At 64.2% G+C, this 15,274-nt stretch carries 11 protein-coding genes and 1 pseudogene; 10 read left to right on the forward strand and 2 right to left on the reverse strand.

What is annotated here, in order from left to right; all coding sequences use genetic code 11:
* The first annotated feature begins 9 nt into the window (after positions 1 to 9).
* The 10 genes and pseudogenes from KY379_RS14770 to KY379_RS14815 all read left to right on the forward strand — a co-directional run.
* Positions 10 to 3,021 carry a serine/threonine-protein kinase gene (locus KY379_RS14770; protein ID WP_261240639.1) on the forward strand — a complete coding sequence of 1,004 codons (3,012 nt, stop codon included), beginning with the start codon at positions 10 to 12 and terminating at the stop codon, positions 3,019 to 3,021.
* Complete coding sequence (locus tag KY379_RS14775) at positions 3,021 to 3,725, forward strand: ATP-binding cassette domain-containing protein (protein ID WP_306466540.1); 705 nt, start codon at positions 3,021 to 3,023, stop codon at positions 3,723 to 3,725. The genes KY379_RS14770 and KY379_RS14775 overlap by 1 nt, the downstream gene beginning before the upstream one ends.
* Complete coding sequence (locus KY379_RS14780) at positions 3,725 to 4,927, forward strand: FtsX-like permease family protein (protein WP_133331726.1); 1,203 nt, start codon at positions 3,725 to 3,727, stop codon at positions 4,925 to 4,927. Before KY379_RS14775 ends, KY379_RS14780 begins: the two co-directional genes overlap by 1 nt.
* Positions 4,920 to 6,698 carry a formylglycine-generating enzyme family protein gene (locus KY379_RS14785; protein WP_196173917.1) on the forward strand — a complete coding sequence of 593 codons (1,779 nt, stop codon included), beginning with the start codon at positions 4,920 to 4,922 and terminating at the stop codon, positions 6,696 to 6,698. Before KY379_RS14780 ends, KY379_RS14785 begins: the two co-directional genes overlap by 8 nt.
* 73 nt (positions 6,699 to 6,771) lie before the next feature.
* Complete coding sequence (gene tagQ / locus KY379_RS14790) at positions 6,772 to 7,653, forward strand: type VI secretion system-associated lipoprotein TagQ (RefSeq protein WP_133331728.1); 882 nt, start codon at positions 6,772 to 6,774, stop codon at positions 7,651 to 7,653.
* 114 nt (positions 7,654 to 7,767) lie between these two features.
* Positions 7,768 to 8,673: an NAD synthetase gene (locus KY379_RS14795; RefSeq protein ID WP_409977275.1), complete on the forward strand. Its 906-nt coding sequence runs from the start codon at positions 7,768 to 7,770 to the stop codon at positions 8,671 to 8,673.
* Positions 8,670 to 9,101: a hypothetical protein gene (locus KY379_RS14800; RefSeq protein ID WP_136913331.1), complete on the forward strand. Its 432-nt coding sequence runs from the start codon at positions 8,670 to 8,672 to the stop codon at positions 9,099 to 9,101. The genes KY379_RS14795 and KY379_RS14800 overlap by 4 nt, the downstream gene beginning before the upstream one ends.
* A 32-nt stretch (positions 9,102 to 9,133) precedes the next feature.
* The gene (locus KY379_RS14805) at positions 9,134 to 9,589 is read left to right on the forward strand and encodes a hypothetical protein (RefSeq protein WP_261240634.1); all 456 of its coding nucleotides are present in this window, start codon (positions 9,134 to 9,136) and stop codon (positions 9,587 to 9,589) included.
* Between the two features lie 239 nt (positions 9,590 to 9,828).
* Positions 9,829 to 10,146 (forward strand): helix-turn-helix domain-containing protein, encoded by a 318-nt coding sequence (locus tag KY379_RS14810; protein ID WP_196173904.1) that lies wholly within the window; start codon positions 9,829 to 9,831, stop codon positions 10,144 to 10,146.
* A pseudogene (locus KY379_RS14815) lies at positions 10,139 to 10,291 on the forward strand (type II toxin-antitoxin system HipA family toxin); the annotation flags it as partial. The gene KY379_RS14810 and the pseudogene KY379_RS14815, both read left to right, overlap by 8 nt.
* Before the next feature lie 300 nt (positions 10,292 to 10,591).
* Here KY379_RS14815 and KY379_RS14820 read toward each other — a convergent pair.
* Both KY379_RS14820 and KY379_RS14825 read right to left on the reverse strand, forming a co-directional pair.
* On the reverse strand, positions 10,592 to 11,842 hold the full coding sequence (locus tag KY379_RS14820; protein ID WP_133331732.1) for a ribonucleotide-diphosphate reductase subunit beta: 1,251 nt from the start codon (positions 11,840 to 11,842) through the stop codon (positions 10,592 to 10,594).
* 541 nt (positions 11,843 to 12,383) lie between these two features.
* Entirely contained in the window at positions 12,384 to 15,263 is a 2,880-nt protein-coding gene (locus tag KY379_RS14825) for a ribonucleoside-diphosphate reductase subunit alpha (protein WP_133331733.1), read from the reverse strand.
* Positions 15,264 to 15,274: the final 11 nt, after the last annotated feature.

Below are 15,274 nucleotides of genomic sequence, written 5' to 3' on the forward strand. Positions count from 1 at the left end.
ACCCAGACCATGCAGATTCCCGGATACGACATCGACAGCGAGATTGGCCAGGGCGCCATGGCCAGCGTCTACCTGGCCACTCAACGCTCGCTGCAGCGCAAGGTGGCGCTGAAGGTCATGGCCGCCAGCCTGGCCGCCGATCCCACCTTCTGCGAACGCTTCCTGCGCGAAGGGCGCACCCTGGCGCGGCTGTCGCACCCGCACATCGCCACCATCCACGACATCGGTAACGTCGGCGAGCTGTACTACATGGCCATGGAATACCTGCCCAACGGCACGCTCAAAGAGCGCATCGAAGCAGGCCTTTCACCGCAGCAGGGACTGCTGTACGTGCGCCAGATCGCCCAGGCGCTGGGCTATGCCCACGCCCAGGACCTGGTGCACCGCGACGTCAAGCCGGCCAACATCCTGTTCCGCGCCGACGGCACCGCCGTGCTCTCGGACTTCGGCATCGCCAAATCCCTGGATGACCGCACCCAGTTCACCCAGGCCGGCTTCGCCGTGGGCACACCCAGCTACATGAGCCCCGAACAAGCCCGGGGCATGGACATCGACGGACGTGCCGACCTGTATGCGCTCGGCGTGGTGCTGTACGAAATCCTCGTCGGCGAACTGCCGTACCGGGGCACCGATGCACTGTCGACGGCGTTGGCGCACCTGACCGAGCCACTGCCGGAACTGCCCATCGAACATGGTCGATACCGGGAGATCTTGCGCGGACTGCTGGCCAAGGACCCAGCCGAGCGCTTTGCCGATGCCGCGGCGCTGTTGGCCGCGCTCGACCGCTTGCCCGCCGACGACCATGACAGCACGGTGATCCGACCACTGCCGGTGGTCGAGCCGGTGAAGGGCGATCTGGGCGGACTGACGCCAGTTTCCATCGAAATTCCACAGGCCGCACCGGCGCCTGAGCCGCCACCGGGCAAACCCGAGCCCCGTGTGGAGCCGCCACAGCCCAAGCCGGCCACTTCCGTCACCTCTGGTTCGGGCAATCCGGCCAAGGCTGTGTTGGCGGTGGCCATCGCGGCGGCGTTGGGCCTGGGCGGGACCTTCTTCTGGCTGCTCGGCAGCCGTGACGAGTCGGCCGAACCTGCGCCCGAGATCCACGCTTCGAGCGAGCCTGTCGCAGCGCCCACGCCGCCGCCTGCGGTCAGCGAAGATGGCCGGCCGCTGTTGATGCCTGGCAAGAAGACCCTGTTCCAGCGCGTGCTGAGCAAGCCCGAGGCACAGTTGCAGGTCCTGCCCGGCGACGCCTCGGGTGAGCCACTGCCGGCGTTTTCGGTGCTGTACGTGTATCAGCGCAAGGTCATCGATGGTCAGCAGTGGCTGGAGGTCGGAGCCTCCAGCGATGGCCAGCGCGACGGTTGGCTGCAAGCGGCGCAGACCAGCGACTGGAAGCAAAGCCTGGTGCTGAAGTTCACCGAACGTTCGGGCCGCTCGCCGGTGATGTTCATGCGTCAGGCCGACGACCTGCAGCAGTTGCTCGACGACACCGGCAAGGCCCGTGCCGACCTGCTCAAGGCCCAGAACCAGCCCGATCAGGTGCCCCAGGTACTGGCCCTGGAGCCGGCGGCCAGCGCGGTGCCGCAGAACCAGTTCTACCTGATGCCGATCTTCGATTACCGCGAGAGCTTCGACGCCGACGGGCAGCCGGTGCAACTGCTCAACGTCGCCTCCATCGACCCCGGTGCCAGCGCCCGTGACAGCGCGCCCAAGGCTGCAGGTGCGGCGCTGGCGGCAGCGGACAACAGCTTCCGCACCGGCATCGTGCTGGTGGTCGACACCTCGGTGTCGATGCAGCCGTACATCGACCGCGTGCGCCAGGTGGTCAGCGAACTGCAGCAGCAACTCGCGGCCCGTGGCGAGCTGGACAGCGTCAGTTTCGGCTTGGTGGGCTTTCGCAACAGCGTCAAGCGCACTCCGGGCTTGGACTACCTGAGCAAGACCCTGGTCAGTCTGGAGGAGGGGCGCGATCCGGCGCGCTTCCTCAAGGCCGCTGCGCAGGTCAAGGCCACCAGCGTGTCCAGCCATTCATTCAACGAAGATGCCTTCGCCGGGGTGATGCAGGCGGTGGAGGGCATGGACTGGTCCGGCTATGGCGGGCGCATCGTCCTGCTGGTCAGCGATGCCGGCGCCCTGCGCAAGAACGATCCATACAGCAGCACCCAGATGAACGAGGCCGAGGTGCGCCAGGCCGCGTTGAGCAAGCAGATCAAGATCTACGCCCTGCACTTGCGTACCCCTGCGGGGGCGAAGAACCATGCCTCGGCCGAGAGCCAGTACCGGGTGCTCACTGCCGACAGCAACCCGCAGATCGGCGACCTGTACGTGGGCGTCCCAGGCGGTGATGTCGGCGCCTTTGGCGAGCGTGTACGCGAGATCGGCTCGACCTTCGCCGAGTTGGTGCACCAGGTGCGCGAGCAGCAGCCCCAGGCAGTGCCGCAACTGAGCGCGGGCGCGAGCCTGGCGGCCAAGTCCCAGGCCATCGGCTACGCCATGCACATGGACTTTCTCGGTCGTCACAGCGCCAGCCAGGCGCCACAGTTGGTCAGCGCCTGGGCCGCTGATCGCGACCTGACCAATCCAGCGCTGCCGAGCCTGCAGGTATGCGTGATGCTGACCAAGCTGCAGCTCAACGACCTGCAGCAATCACTGAAGCTGATCGTCGATGCTGCGCGCAAGACCCGCAGCTCGCCGGGCGACTTCTTCAACGAGATCGCCAGCGCCAGTGCCTACATGAGCCGTGACCCCGGCGCCCTGCGCAAAGGTGCCAACCTCGCCCAGGGCGGCGTGTTGGGCGAATACCTCGAAGGCCTGCCATACCGCAGCAAGTCCCTGAGCATGACCCAGGACCTGTGGCTGTCGCTGTCGGTGGCCGAGCAGGAGGATTTCATCGACGAGCTCGAGTCGAAGATCCGCCTGTACGAGACCTTCCACAACGATATGGCCAACTGGGTGCGCTTCGGCAAGGCCGAGCCGGGCGATGCCTTGTACCGTGTCCCGTTGTCGACGCTGCCATGATGATCAGCCTGAACGGGGTGCGCAAGACACGCGGGCAGGGTGCCCAGCGCTACAGCCTGCAGGTCGATAGCCTCGAGTTGGCGGTGGGTGCGCGGGTGGCCTTGGTCGGCCCCAGCGGCTGTGGCAAGAGCACCTTGCTCGACCTGCTGGCGCTGGTGCTGGCCCCCGACATCGCCGAGGGCTTCATGCTCGGCGACGCCGATGTCGCGGGCCTCTGGCGTCAGCGCCGCCTCGACCGGCTTGCCGCGCTGCGCAGTCGGCAGCTGGGCTATGTGCTGCAGGCAGGCGGGCTGCTGGGCTTTCTCGATGTGCGCGGCAATATCCGCCTGCCCCGGCAACTGCTGGGCCTGGGCGAAGACGGCAGCGTCGAGCGCCTGGCCGAAGCGCTGGATGTGCACGATCAGTTGTCCAAGAAACCCGCCGCGCTGTCCCTTGGCCAACGCCAGCGAGTCAGTTGCGCCCGGGCCCTGGCCCATGCACCGGCGCTGCTGCTGGCCGACGAACCCACGGCGGCGCTGGACCCGGTGAACGCCGAGCGGGTCATGCAGCTGTTGTTGCGTGAGGCGCAGGCTCGCCAGGTAACCTGCGTGGTCGCCACCCACGACGAAGCGCTGGCCCGCGCAGCCGGGTTGAATGTGTTGCGCATGGCCTGCCGGCGCGATGCCGACGGCGGTGTCACCGCCACCTTGGAGCAGGCCGCCTGATGCGCCCGTGGCTGATCGCCGGGCTGGCCTGGCAGGATTATCGCAACGATGCGCGGCTGTCGGCGTGCAGCGTGTTGGCGTTGGTGGCGGTGATCGCGCCGCTGCTGGTGCTGTTTGGGCTCAAGTTCGGCCTGGTCGGCAGCCTGACCGAGCGACTGCAACGGGACCCGGCCGTACGCGAGATCATCCCCCTTGGCGGCGGGCGTTATCGCGCTGACTTCATCCAGCAATTGGCCCAGCGCCCCGACGTGGCGTTCGCCATCCCCCGGACCCGGCAGATCGCCGCCACCGCCGAGCTGTTGCTGCCCGCTCAGGGGCGCGCGGTGACCGTCGAAATGATCCCCACCGCTGCTGGCGACCCGCTGTTGCAGCAGGTGTCGCCAGCGCAGGGCCTGCAGCAGGTGGTGCTGAGCTTCACTGCTGCCGAGAAGCTTGGCGCCCAGGTCGGCGATGAACTGCAGGCCAGTTTCAGCCGCCAGCAGGCCGGCCAGGTGCAATGGCGCCAGCTGCCGCTGCAGGTGAGCGCCGTGCTGCCGCTGGCGGCGTTCGAGCGCGACGGGTTGTTCGCCTCGCTGGGTCTGCTCGAGGCCGTCGAAGACTACCGCGACGGGCGCGCCGTGCCTGCGTTGGGCTGGCCGGGCGAGACGCCAGGCAGCGACGCCCAGCGGGTGTATCCGGCGTTTCGCCTGTATGCCCGCGAGCTTGCCGACGTCGAGCCGCTGCGCGAATACTTCGCCGCACGCAATTGGCTGGTGTCGACCCAGGCCGCGCAGATCGCCCAGGTGCAGACCCTCAGCCGCAACCTTGACCTGGTGTTCTGGATCATCACCGGCCTCGCCGTGGCCGGCGCCGTGGCGGCCATCGCTGCAGGCGCGGTGGCGGCGGTGCAGCGCAAGCAACGCGAGCTGGCAGTGTTGCGCCTGCTGGGCTTCGGCACGGTCGCGCTGCTGCTGTTCGTGGTGCTGCAGGCGCTGTACAGCGGCGTGCTGGCGGCAGCCGCTGCCGGGGGCCTGTATCTGTTGGCCGAGCACGGCCTCAACCGAATGTTCATGCAGGTGCCGGGCGAGTACGCCAGTCACCTGTTGCCGATGCACTTCCTCGTTGCGCTGTGTGCCGTGCTGCTGGCCAGCATGGCCGCTGCCGCCCTGGGCGGCTGGCGGGTGGCGCGCATCGATGCCAGCCAAGGAATCCGTGATGTCTGACCTTCGCCTCGGGGCCGTGGCCCTGTTCCTGTCCACCTTGAGCCTGGCGGCCTGCTCGCCGGGCGACGAACAGCCAGCCAAGCCTGACGCACCTGCCAGCGCCTCGGCGCAGCCGGTCGACAGCACCCGGTTGGACAACCCCAAACCGTTGCCGGGCGATGTCAGCCTGCCGCTGCCGTGCGGCGGCGAACTGGTGCTGCGCAGTGTCTACGTGCTGGCCCAAGGCAGCCTGGACGACCGCGAGGTCAATCTCGGCTACCCGTTCAGCGAAGGCGAGCCCGGCTACAAGCAATCATTCATCTCCGGCTACCGCCGCGACTTCATCAACGGCCAGTTCGCGCTGCAGGACCTGTCGCCCAGCTGGCAGAAGGCCGTCGCCCCGACCTTGCCCAAGCTCGACCAGGGTGGCCCGCTCAAGCCGATGATGTACTTCATCGGCAAATACGAAGTCACCGCGCGCCAATACGCCCAGGTCATGGCCCAGGCCCAGTCGTTGGCCAGCGGCGCACCGGCGCCGGCCTGTGAGCCCGAGACCACGGCGGCGGGGCGCTTGCCCAAGGTCAAGCTGTCGCGCTTCGAGGCCGAGCGCTTTGCCGCCGTGTACAGCGCTTGGTTGCTCAAGCACCACCGCGACCTGCTGCCGGTCAGTGGCCGTGGTAGCAAGTCCGAGGACGGCGGAGTCGGTTTCGTGCGCCTGCCCACCGAAGTGGAATGGGAGTTCGCCGCCCGCGGTGGTTCGGTCGTGAGCCGCCAGGAGCTGGAAGGGCGGTTGTTCCCGCGCAGGGTCGAGGGCAGCGACAGCGATGGGCCGCTGGGCGACTGGGCGGTGTACAACCAGGTGGCCGGCGGCACCGGCCAGGCTGCGCGCTTGATGCCGATTGGCACCAAGCTGCCGAACCCGCTGGGGCTGTTCGATGTGATCGGCAACGCCGCCGAGATGGTCCAGGAGTCTTTCCAGCTGGTACATGCCGGCAGGCTGCAAGGCGCCTATGGCGGCTTCGTGGTCAAGGGCGGCAACTACCTCGAAGGCGAGGGCACGCTGTTCACCGGCATGCGCCGCGAATACCCCTTGTTCGGCGCCGACGGCACCGAGCAGCGCAATGCGACCACCGGTTTCCGGGTCGCCATCGGTGCGCTGTCGGCACCGCGCTCGCGTTATCAGGAACTGTTCGAGCAATGGCAGAAAGAGGGCCGTCTGACCAGCCTGACCGACGACATCGACGCCGCCCAGGACCCGACCAAGCGCCTGGACAGCATCATCGCCGCCACTGTCGACCCGCGCCAGCAGGCCGAACTGGGCCTGGTCAACGAAGAGCTCAAGCGCAGCGTCTCGCTGATCGGCCGTCAGCGCGAGGAAGCTGCCGGCAACCTGATCCAGTCGGCCGCGTTGGTCGCCGAGACCATCAACAACTACAACATCCGCCTGACCAACCTGCGCAATACCCAGGCCGAGGCCAAGGCGCGTGGCGACCAGACCACGGTGCGCATGTACGCCGCCGCCATCGCCAACGGTCGCGCCGCCCTCGATGGTGCGGTGGCGATCTACATCGACAACCTGGCCAGCGGCACGCGCTACACCGATGCGGTGATTCAGGCGCAGTTCCAGCGGGTCAAGGAAGAGCTCAATCGCAAGCCGGTCCTGGGCAAGAGCCTGATGAACCGCGCCACCCTGTTCGTCCGCCACGTTGGGGAGTACCGCCAGAACCGGCGGGCCGACCCGGCGACGATCCTCAAGGAGCTCCTGGCGTCGGCCGCCGCGCGGCCTTCGTAGTGGTTTCTGGCTGTTGTAACCCCGGGGTGGCATGAGGCTCCCCGGTTCGATCCACCCACGTGAGAAAAGTGACATGTTCAAGACCTTCATCACGGCCTCCCAGGCCCGTTCCACCCTGCTGCTGGCGGCAGGCTTCAGTACCGTTCTGCTGGCTGGCTGCTCCAGCTCGCCGGTCTCCAAGGTCGGTGCCACGACCAAGGTCGAGTACTACCCGAGCTGCTACGAGCCGGTGCAGCACCTGCGCTCCACCGACGGTGACATGACCAAGTCGGTTGCCAGCGGCGCGGTCATCGGTGCGCTCGGCGGTGCCTTGACCGGCGCCTTGGTCGACAAGGAAAACCGTGGCCGCAACGCCGCCATCGGTGCAGCGGGTGGCGCCCTGGTCGGCGGCGCAGCCGGTTACTACACCGAGCGCCAGAAGCAGATCAGCGACGACAAGCAGCGTATCGCTTCGTACGCCACCGACATCGACAAGAGCGCTGCCGACCTCGACCGCACCACCGCCTACGCCAAGGCGTCGCAGAGCTGCTATCAGCGCGAGTTCAGCAGCCTGATCGAAGGCCGCAAGGCCAACCGCATCAACGACACCGAAGGACGCAAGCGCCTGGCCGAGATCGTCTCCGGCCTGCAGGAGTCGAACCAGCTGTTGGCCACCGTCAATGGCCGCGTCGCGGAAAACCTCGACAGTTACACCCAGGCTTACGAGCAAGACCTCAAGCAGGTGGGTGTAGCGCGTACCGAAGTGGCGAAGGTCGCCACCCCGACCAGCAAGACCAAGAAAGTGAGCAAGAGCGTGCCGCAAGAGGCCGTCGCCACCGAGAAGACCTTGCAGAAGGCCACCACCAAGAAGGCCGAGGCACAGCAGGTCGCCAATGCCGGTGTGGCCCAGGTCAACAAGATGTGCAACAGCCCCGACATGGGTGACTGGGCGCCGGTCCCTTGCCCGAACGTGTAAATCCACGCTTCGTTGCGCTCGCGCCTGCGCACGTGCTGCCTTTGGCAGGTCTTGTGACCTGCCGGGCAAGCGCGTGGGCCGGCGCAGCGGCTTGTCGACCGAAGGAGAGTTGTCGTGAGTGATCTATTGCCCGATGTGCTGGGCCGCAACCGTCAGCAGATGGCGCGTCAGCGGCTGTTGTTGAGCCTTGACCAGCAGAAGCTGTTCAGGGCCATCGATGCCGACCCTGGCATCGTCGGCGCTGGCGTCGTCTACATCGATGCCCAGTACAACGTCATCGTGCTACGTGAATTTCAGCCGATCTGCAGTATCGCGCCCAAGCGCATCATCCTGCAGGAGGCGCCGCCTTATACCTCGCCCGAGCAGTTCATGACCCAGTTGCAGACTGGCGCTCGCGAGCGCAAGGTGGTCAGCGAGGCCGTGAATGCGACCGCCAGCTGTCTGTCTGCAGCTCTGGGCTGGATCGTCATGTTCAGTGGCACCGTTGCCGTGCCGTTCACCGCCGGTGCCAGCCTGACCCTCACCGCCGTGGGTTACGCGGCTGCCGCTGCCGGGACTGGGCAGTGCATGATGGGCGCTTACCGCGTTTACAACGAAATGAACGACCCGGAGCAAAACGACTGGCTCGACAACAACGACACCGTGCAGACGGTCATGGGGATCCTCGATGGGGTCTCACTGCTGGGCGTCGGTGCGTCGGGCGCCAGCACCGTGCGCTTCCTGCAAGTGCGCAAGGCGGCGACCGGCAAGGGTTGGAACGAGCTGTTCCATAACCTCAGCCGCCAGCAACGCAAGGCGTTGGCCAAGGAATTGCTGTTGATCAAGCACCCGTCGCTGACCGCTAAACAGCTCAAGCTGCAGCAAGCGGCCGGTGCGGCGATCAAACGCTTCACCCCCACCGAGATCCAGCATGCCACCAAGACCCTGATCCAGGATTCGATCGGTGCGTTGTCCGGCTTTGGCAGCAGTAGCTTCGTGCAATCGGTGGCAGTGGGGCTTTACGAGGAGATCAGCGAGTGACACGTGGCCAGGAACTGCAGCGATTTCTTTCTCGTTACTTCGGCGTGTTCATCGCCGAGTTTTTTCTGTCCTGCCTGACATTGGGCGGCACCGTCTCGTTGGTATTCTCCACCTATCTGCGTAGCCCCGACCGCGCGCAGCCCGTCATGGCGCTGGCCCTGGTAGCGGTGGTGAGTGCGGCTTCGCATATCGCCATGGTGCGCGGCTATGCCTGGGGCGTGCGTGGGGTGATTGGGCTGGTTGTGATTGCGCTTCTCGCCGTGCTGCCGAGCTATGGCTACCGGCCGCACATGGGTGGTTACGTCTCGATATTGCTGTTCGGCTTGACGGCGTTGTTGATCGTCAACAGTCAGCGCTACCGAGAGATGCGCGTTCAACTGGTAGAGTACCGGCAGATTCGCAGGGCCAACCGTCAGGCGCTGAAGTGACCACTCTCACTGATACAACGAGGCAATTTTCGATGATATTGCACCGCCTGCGTACCGGGCTCGGATACCTGTTTTTGCCACTGCTCGCCGCCTGCAACGGGCACAAGGTCGAACGGGTCGTGGTGTATGAGAACAACGTCCATCACTGGCGTATCGAGCACGTGATGGCGCACAACTGGCCAGCGGGCACGCGCCAGTACTACGAAGTGTTCCTGAAGGACCGTTTGCTGATCCTGCCTGCCAAGGTCTTCGACGACGAGCGCGACATCCGCGAATTCATCGCTGCGGGTGGTTTCGATATCAGCAACTGGCGCAACGAAACGATCATCGTGGCGTTCGAGAACATCAAAAAGGGCACCAGCCAGCACCTGGTTCGTTCGCTGATGCTGACCCCGGAGTACGCCGAAGGGCAGGTGATCGTGACGGACATGACCAGCCGTATGCAGGTGGTGGTAGAGCGGGTGGAGCCCCCGGTCGAGGCCAAGTAGCCGCATGACCGGCCTACAGACTCACCGCCCTCTTGGTGCACGGCGCTGGCCCTGTAGGAGCGGGTTTACCCGCGAAGGGGCACCTCGACACTCAGAACATCTACGCACCTATGATGGATGCATATTTCCTAAATTTTGTATTTTAATTCCATTATTTATCTTTAAGGCCCATTTTTTTGTGGTTAAAATCCATCTGCAATCGTCTTGTTTTCATGGTCTTGGATGGAGGACAGCCCTAGATGCTGGATCTAAGCCTCAGCAAGCCTGCCGAAATCGTCAAACGCCTCTGTGAGCGCTTGCGCAGCGAACGGCTAGCGCAACGGCTGACGCAAGCGGAGGTCGCTGGACGAGCGGGAATTGCCACCAACACCGTATCCAGTCTGGAGGCAGGGCGCAGCGTCGGCTTCGAGAATCTGGTCCGGATCGCGATGGTGTTAGGGCGTGGACAAGAACTGGAACTGCTGTTCCAGCCTAGAGTGGAAAGTCTCGATGACTTGCAGCGGTACGAAGAGGCTGCCAAGCGTCAGCGTATAAAGCGCAGGCACGACCATGGCTGAGCGTGTGCGTGTCTATTACGAGGGATGGGGCGAGCGCTGGTTGTGGGGAACACTTGCATCCACCAAAGCTATCGCCGGTCGTCCGCAGATCGTTTTTGAGTACAGCGCCGATGCTCAGCAGCGCGGTTTGGAGCTGTCGTCATGGTGGGCCTTCCGGAAATAGAAGAGCCGTTTCTAACGGGAACGGGATTCCGCTGCGAAGCGTTCTTAGCGCTTGTACAAAGCTAACGTCCGTGGGCTGTGTTCACAATATCGTTGGCTGTAGGAAGGGGCTGTAAATGCGTGGCGCGCGGAGGGCACGACGCTTGTACAGTTGTGTTGATGAGATCGAGCGCCGCCCGCGCGGCGCTCGATATCCGCGACGCTGCAACTACCAAGACGAACGCCCAATAAAAAAGGCCACCTCTCGGCAGCCTTTCTTCAATGCTGATTCAACCTGGGAAAATCAATCCCAGCTCAAAGCCCCGCCGGTCTGATACTCGATAACCCGAGTCTCGAAGAAGTTCTTCTCCTTCTTCAAGTCCATGATCTCGCTCATCCATGGGAACGGGTTGTTGGTCCCCGGGTACTCTTCCTTCAGACCAATCTGGGTCAGGCGACGGTTGGCGATGAACTTGAGGTAGTCCTCCATCATCGCCGCGTTCATGCCCAGCACGCCGCGCGGCATGGTGTCACGGGCGTATTCGATCTCCAGCTGGGTCCCTTGCAGGATCATCTGAGTCGCTTCTTCCTTCATCGCCGCGTCCCACAGGTGCGGGTTCTCGATCTTGATCTGGTTGATCACGTCGATACCGAAGTTCAGGTGCATCGACTCGTCACGCAGGATGTACTGGAACTGCTCGGCAACGCCGGTCATCTTGTTGCGGCGACCCATCGACAGGATCTGGGTGAAGCCGCAATAGAAGAAGATGCCTTCCAGTACGCAGTAGTAGGCGATCAGGTTGCGCAGCAGCTCCTTGTCGGTCTCGACGGTGCCGGTGTTGAATTCCGGATCGGAGATGGCGCGGGTGTACTTCAGGCCCCAGGCGGCTTTCTTCGCGACCGATGGGATCTCGTGGTACATGTTGAAGATCTCGCCTTCATCCATGCCCAGCGACTCGATGCAGTACTGGTAGGCGTGGGTGTGGATCGCCTCTTCGAAGGCCTGGCGCAGGATGTACTGGCGGCACTCCGGGTTGGTGATCAGGCGGTACACGGCCAGGGCCAGGTTGTTGGCGACCAGCGAGTCGGCGGTGGAGAAGAAGCCGAGGTTGCGCATGACGATGCGGCGCTCGTCCTCGGTCAGGCCGTCCTGGCTCTTCCACAGGGCGATGTCGGCGGTCATGTTGACCTCTTGCGGCATCCAGTGGTTGGCGCAGCCGTCGAGGTACTTCTGCCAGGCCCAGTCGTACTTGAACGGTACCAGCTGATTGAGGTCGGCGCGGCAGTTGATCATGCGCTTTTCGTCAACGCGTACGCGGGCCGAGGAACCTTCCAGCTCGGCCAGGCCTTCGGCGATGTCGAGGTCGTTCAGGGCAGCCTTGGCACGCTTGACCGCCTCGGAGTCGTCGGCGGTGGCAGCACGGGCTTCCTGGGCAGCGGCGTCGCCGGCGCTGTCCAGTTTGTCGAGGGTGGCTGCGGCGTTGCCCTGTGGGGCGGCGGCGCCTTTGGCGGCGACTTCGCCGTCTTCCTTGTCGAATTCGTCCCAGCTCAGCATGGTCATTGGCTCCTGCTTGAGGGTCACCCTCGGGTAACCGGTTGGATAGTGAAAATGTGATGCCTGTACGCAAGGCCGTTACGGCGATAGGACAGCTCGAGAGGCTGACTCTCGTTTACATCTGAATGTGTTCTGGCATGTGCCTGGCCATGCCTCGGAAGGGGCCAGGGCGCGCGAACAAAAGGGCGCGAAGTATAACGGAATTCGCTCGGAATCGGGACGCGCAACACGTGCGGACGGGGTAATTTTTCGACCGGTTTTGCGCGCATCCGTTCACGTATCTCGTGTCGTTTTCCACGGGAGGAGAGTGTAGCGGCAAATGTCTGGGTCTACCACATGTAGCGTTGGAATATTTTTAGATCTACTAGATGTTGTGGTTCTACAGACGCAATCGCCGGCAAGCCGGCGTCTGCAGATACCTCGGAGGCCCGGGGTAGCTACCCAATGCCCGGCGGGCAACGCAGGGGGCAAGGTCTCTCGGTGACGCGGATACAAAAATGCCGCGCGGGGCGCCCGTGGGCACCCCGCGCGGCATCAGGCCTTACTGGCAGGCTTCGCAGTCAGGCTCGTCGATCGCGCAGGCCTTCGGCACTGGCGCAGGGCCGGCTGCCTGGACCGGGGCGCTGTCGCCACCGCTGGATACGGCGTTGAGCTTGCCGGTGTTGATGGTCGACTTCTCGGTGCTGGTCGCGGCCAGGGCACGGAGATAGTAGGTGGTCTTCAGACCACGGTACCAGGCCATGCGGTAGGTCACGTCCAGCTTCTTGCCCGAGGCGCCGGCGATGTACAGGTTCAGCGACTGGGCCTGGTCGATCCACTTCTGGCGACGGGAGGCGGCATCGACGATCCACTTGGTCTCGACTTCGAACGCGGTGGCGTACAGGTCCTTCAGCTCTTGCGGGATACGCTCGATCTGCTGAACCGAACCGTCGTAGTACTTCAGGTCGTTGATCATGACCGAGTCCCACAGGCCACGGGCCTTCAGGTCGCGGACCAGGTACGGGTTGATCACGGTGAACTCGCCCGACAGGTTCGACTTCACGTACAGGTTCTGGTAGGTCGGCTCGATGGACTGCGACACGCCGGTGATGTTGGCGATGGTCGCGGTCGGCGCGATGGCCATGATGTTCGAGTTACGGATACCTTTCTTGACGCGCTCGCGCACCGGGGCCCAGTCGAGGCTTTCTTCCAGGTTGACGTCGATGTACTTGGCGCCACGGGCCTCGATCAGGATCTGTTGCGAATCCAGCGGCAGGATGCCCTTGGACCACAGCGAACCCTGGAAGGTCTCGTACGCGCCGCGCTCGTCGGCCAGGTCGCAGGACGCCTGGATGGCGAAGTAGCTGACCGCTTCCATCGACTTGTCGGCGAACTCGACGGCAGCGTCGGAACCGTAAGGGATGTGCTGCAGGTACAGCGCATCCTGGAAGCCCATGATGCCCAGGCCGACCGGACGGTGCTTGAAGTTCGAGTTACGCGCTTGCGGCACCGAGTAGTAGTTGATGTCGATCACGTTGTCGAGCATGCGCACGGCGGTGTTCACGGTGCGTTGCAGCTTGGCGGTGTCCAGCTTGCCGTCGACAATGTGGTTCGGCAGGTTGATCGAGCCCAGGTTGCAGACCGCGATCTCGTCCTTGTTGGTGTTCAAGGTGATCTCGGTGCACAGGTTCGAGCTGTGGACCACGCCTACGTGCTGCTGCGGCGAACGCAGGTTGCACGGATCCTTGAAGGTCAGCCATGGGTGGCCGGTCTCGAACAGCATCGACAGCATCTTGCGCCACAGGTCTTTGGCCTGGACGGTCTTGAACACCTTGATCTTGTTGTACTCGGTCAGGGCTTCGTAGTACTCGTAGCGCTCTTCGAAGGCCTTGCCGGTCAGGTCGTGCAGGTCTGGCACTTCCGATGGCGAGAACAGGGTCCACTTGCCGTCGTCGAAGACGCGCTTCATGAACAGGTCAGGGATCCAGTTGGCGGTGTTCATGTCGTGGGTACGACGACGATCGTCACCGGTGTTCTTGCGCAGTTCGATGAACTCTTCGATGTCCAGGTGCCAGGTTTCCAGGTAGGCACAGACAGCGCCCTTGCGCTTGCCGCCCTGGTTGACCGCGACGGCGGTGTCGTTGACCACTTTGAGGAACGGTACGACGCCCTGGGACTTGCCGTTGGTGCCCTTGATGTAGGAGCCCAGCGCACGCACCGGAGTCCAGTCGTTGCCCAGGCCACCGGCGAATTTCGACAGCATGGCGTTGTCGTGGATCGCGTGGTAGATGCCCGACAGGTCGTCCGGAACGGTGGTCAGGTAGCAGCTCGACAGCTGCGGACGCAGGGTGCCGGCGTTGAACAGGGTCGGGGTCGAAGCCATGTAGTCGAAGGACGACAACAGGTTGTAGAACTCGATCGCACGGGCTTCCTTGTCTTTCTCTTCCAGCGCCAGGCCCATGGCCACACGCATGAAGAACACCTGCGGCAGCTCGAAGCGCACGCCATCCTTGTGGATGAAGTAGCGATCGTAAAGGGTCTGCAGGCCCAGGTAGGTGAATTGCTGGTCACGCTCGTGGTCGATGGCCTTGCCCAGTTTTTCCAGGTCGTAGTTGGCCAGTGCCGGATCCAGCAGTTCGAACTCGATACCTTTGGCCACGTAGGCCGGCAGGGCCTTGGCGTACAGGTCGGCCATCTCGTGGTGGGTGGCGCTGTCGGCCACGCCCAGGAAGCCCAGGCCTTCGGCACGCAGGGTGTCCATCAGCAGGCGGGCGGTGACGAACGAGTAGTTCGGCTCGCGCTCGACCAGGGTACGGGCGGTCATCACCAGGGCGGTGTTGACGTCCTTCAAGGCCACGCCGTCGTACAGGTTCTTCAGGGTGTCGCGCTGGATCAGGCCGCCATCGACTTCGGCCAGGCCTTCGCAGGCTTCGCTGATGATGGTGTTCAGGCGGGCCATGTCGAGCGGCGCCAGGCTGCCGTCGGCCAGGGTGATGCGAATGCTCGGGTGCGGCTCGACCACGCTGTCGGTGGCGACGCGGGTGGCGCGCTCCTTGGCGCGTTGCTCGCGGTAGATCACGTAGTCGCGAGCGACCTTCTGCTCGCCGGCGCGCATCAGGGCCAGTTCGACCTGGTCCTGGATTTCTTCGATGTGGATGGTGCCACCCGATGGCATGCGACGCTTGAACGTGGCAGTGACCTGCTCGGTCAGGCGCGCGACGGTGTCGTGGATGCGCGACGAGGCAGCGGCGGTGCCGCCTTCAACTGCGAGGAACGCCTTGGTGATGGCCACGGTGATCTTGTCGTCGGTATAGGGGACGACAGTGCCGTTGCGCTTGATCACGCGCAGTTGGCCAGGGGCGGTGGCAGCCAGATCCTGATGGGCATCGGCGGCCTGCGGCACCTTGGCCTGCGAGTTCTCGCGAGTTGTGTCGGTTTGCATGGGTGGGTGTC

Source organism: Pseudomonas sp. HD6422 (assembly GCF_025377065.1).
Taxonomy (GTDB): Bacteria; Pseudomonadota; Gammaproteobacteria; order Pseudomonadales; family Pseudomonadaceae; genus Aquipseudomonas; species Aquipseudomonas putida_U.

Bases quoted from the DNA above. Each gene is read 5' to 3' on its own strand.
- KY379_RS14805 (WP_261240634.1), top strand. From the start codon at position 9,134: ATGATATTGCACCGCCTGCGTACCGGGCTCGGATACCTGTTTTTGCCA.
- KY379_RS14820 (WP_133331732.1), bottom strand. From the start codon at position 11,842: ATGCTGAGCTGGGACGAATTCGACAAGGAAGACGGCGAAGTCGCCGCC.
- KY379_RS14775 (WP_306466540.1), top strand. From the start codon at position 3,021: ATGATCAGCCTGAACGGGGTGCGCAAGACACGCGGGCAGGGTGCCCAG.
- KY379_RS14825 (WP_133331733.1), bottom strand. From the start codon at position 15,263: ATGCAAACCGACACAACTCGCGAGAACTCGCAGGCCAAGGTGCCGCAG.
- KY379_RS14770 (WP_261240639.1), top strand. From the start codon at position 10: ATGCAGATTCCCGGATACGACATCGACAGCGAGATTGGCCAGGGCGCC.
- KY379_RS14780 (WP_133331726.1), top strand. From the start codon at position 3,725: ATGCGCCCGTGGCTGATCGCCGGGCTGGCCTGGCAGGATTATCGCAAC.
- KY379_RS14810 (WP_196173904.1), top strand. From the start codon at position 9,829: ATGCTGGATCTAAGCCTCAGCAAGCCTGCCGAAATCGTCAAACGCCTC.
- KY379_RS14785 (WP_196173917.1), top strand. From the start codon at position 4,920: ATGTCTGACCTTCGCCTCGGGGCCGTGGCCCTGTTCCTGTCCACCTTG.
- tagQ (WP_133331728.1), top strand. From the start codon at position 6,772: ATGTTCAAGACCTTCATCACGGCCTCCCAGGCCCGTTCCACCCTGCTG.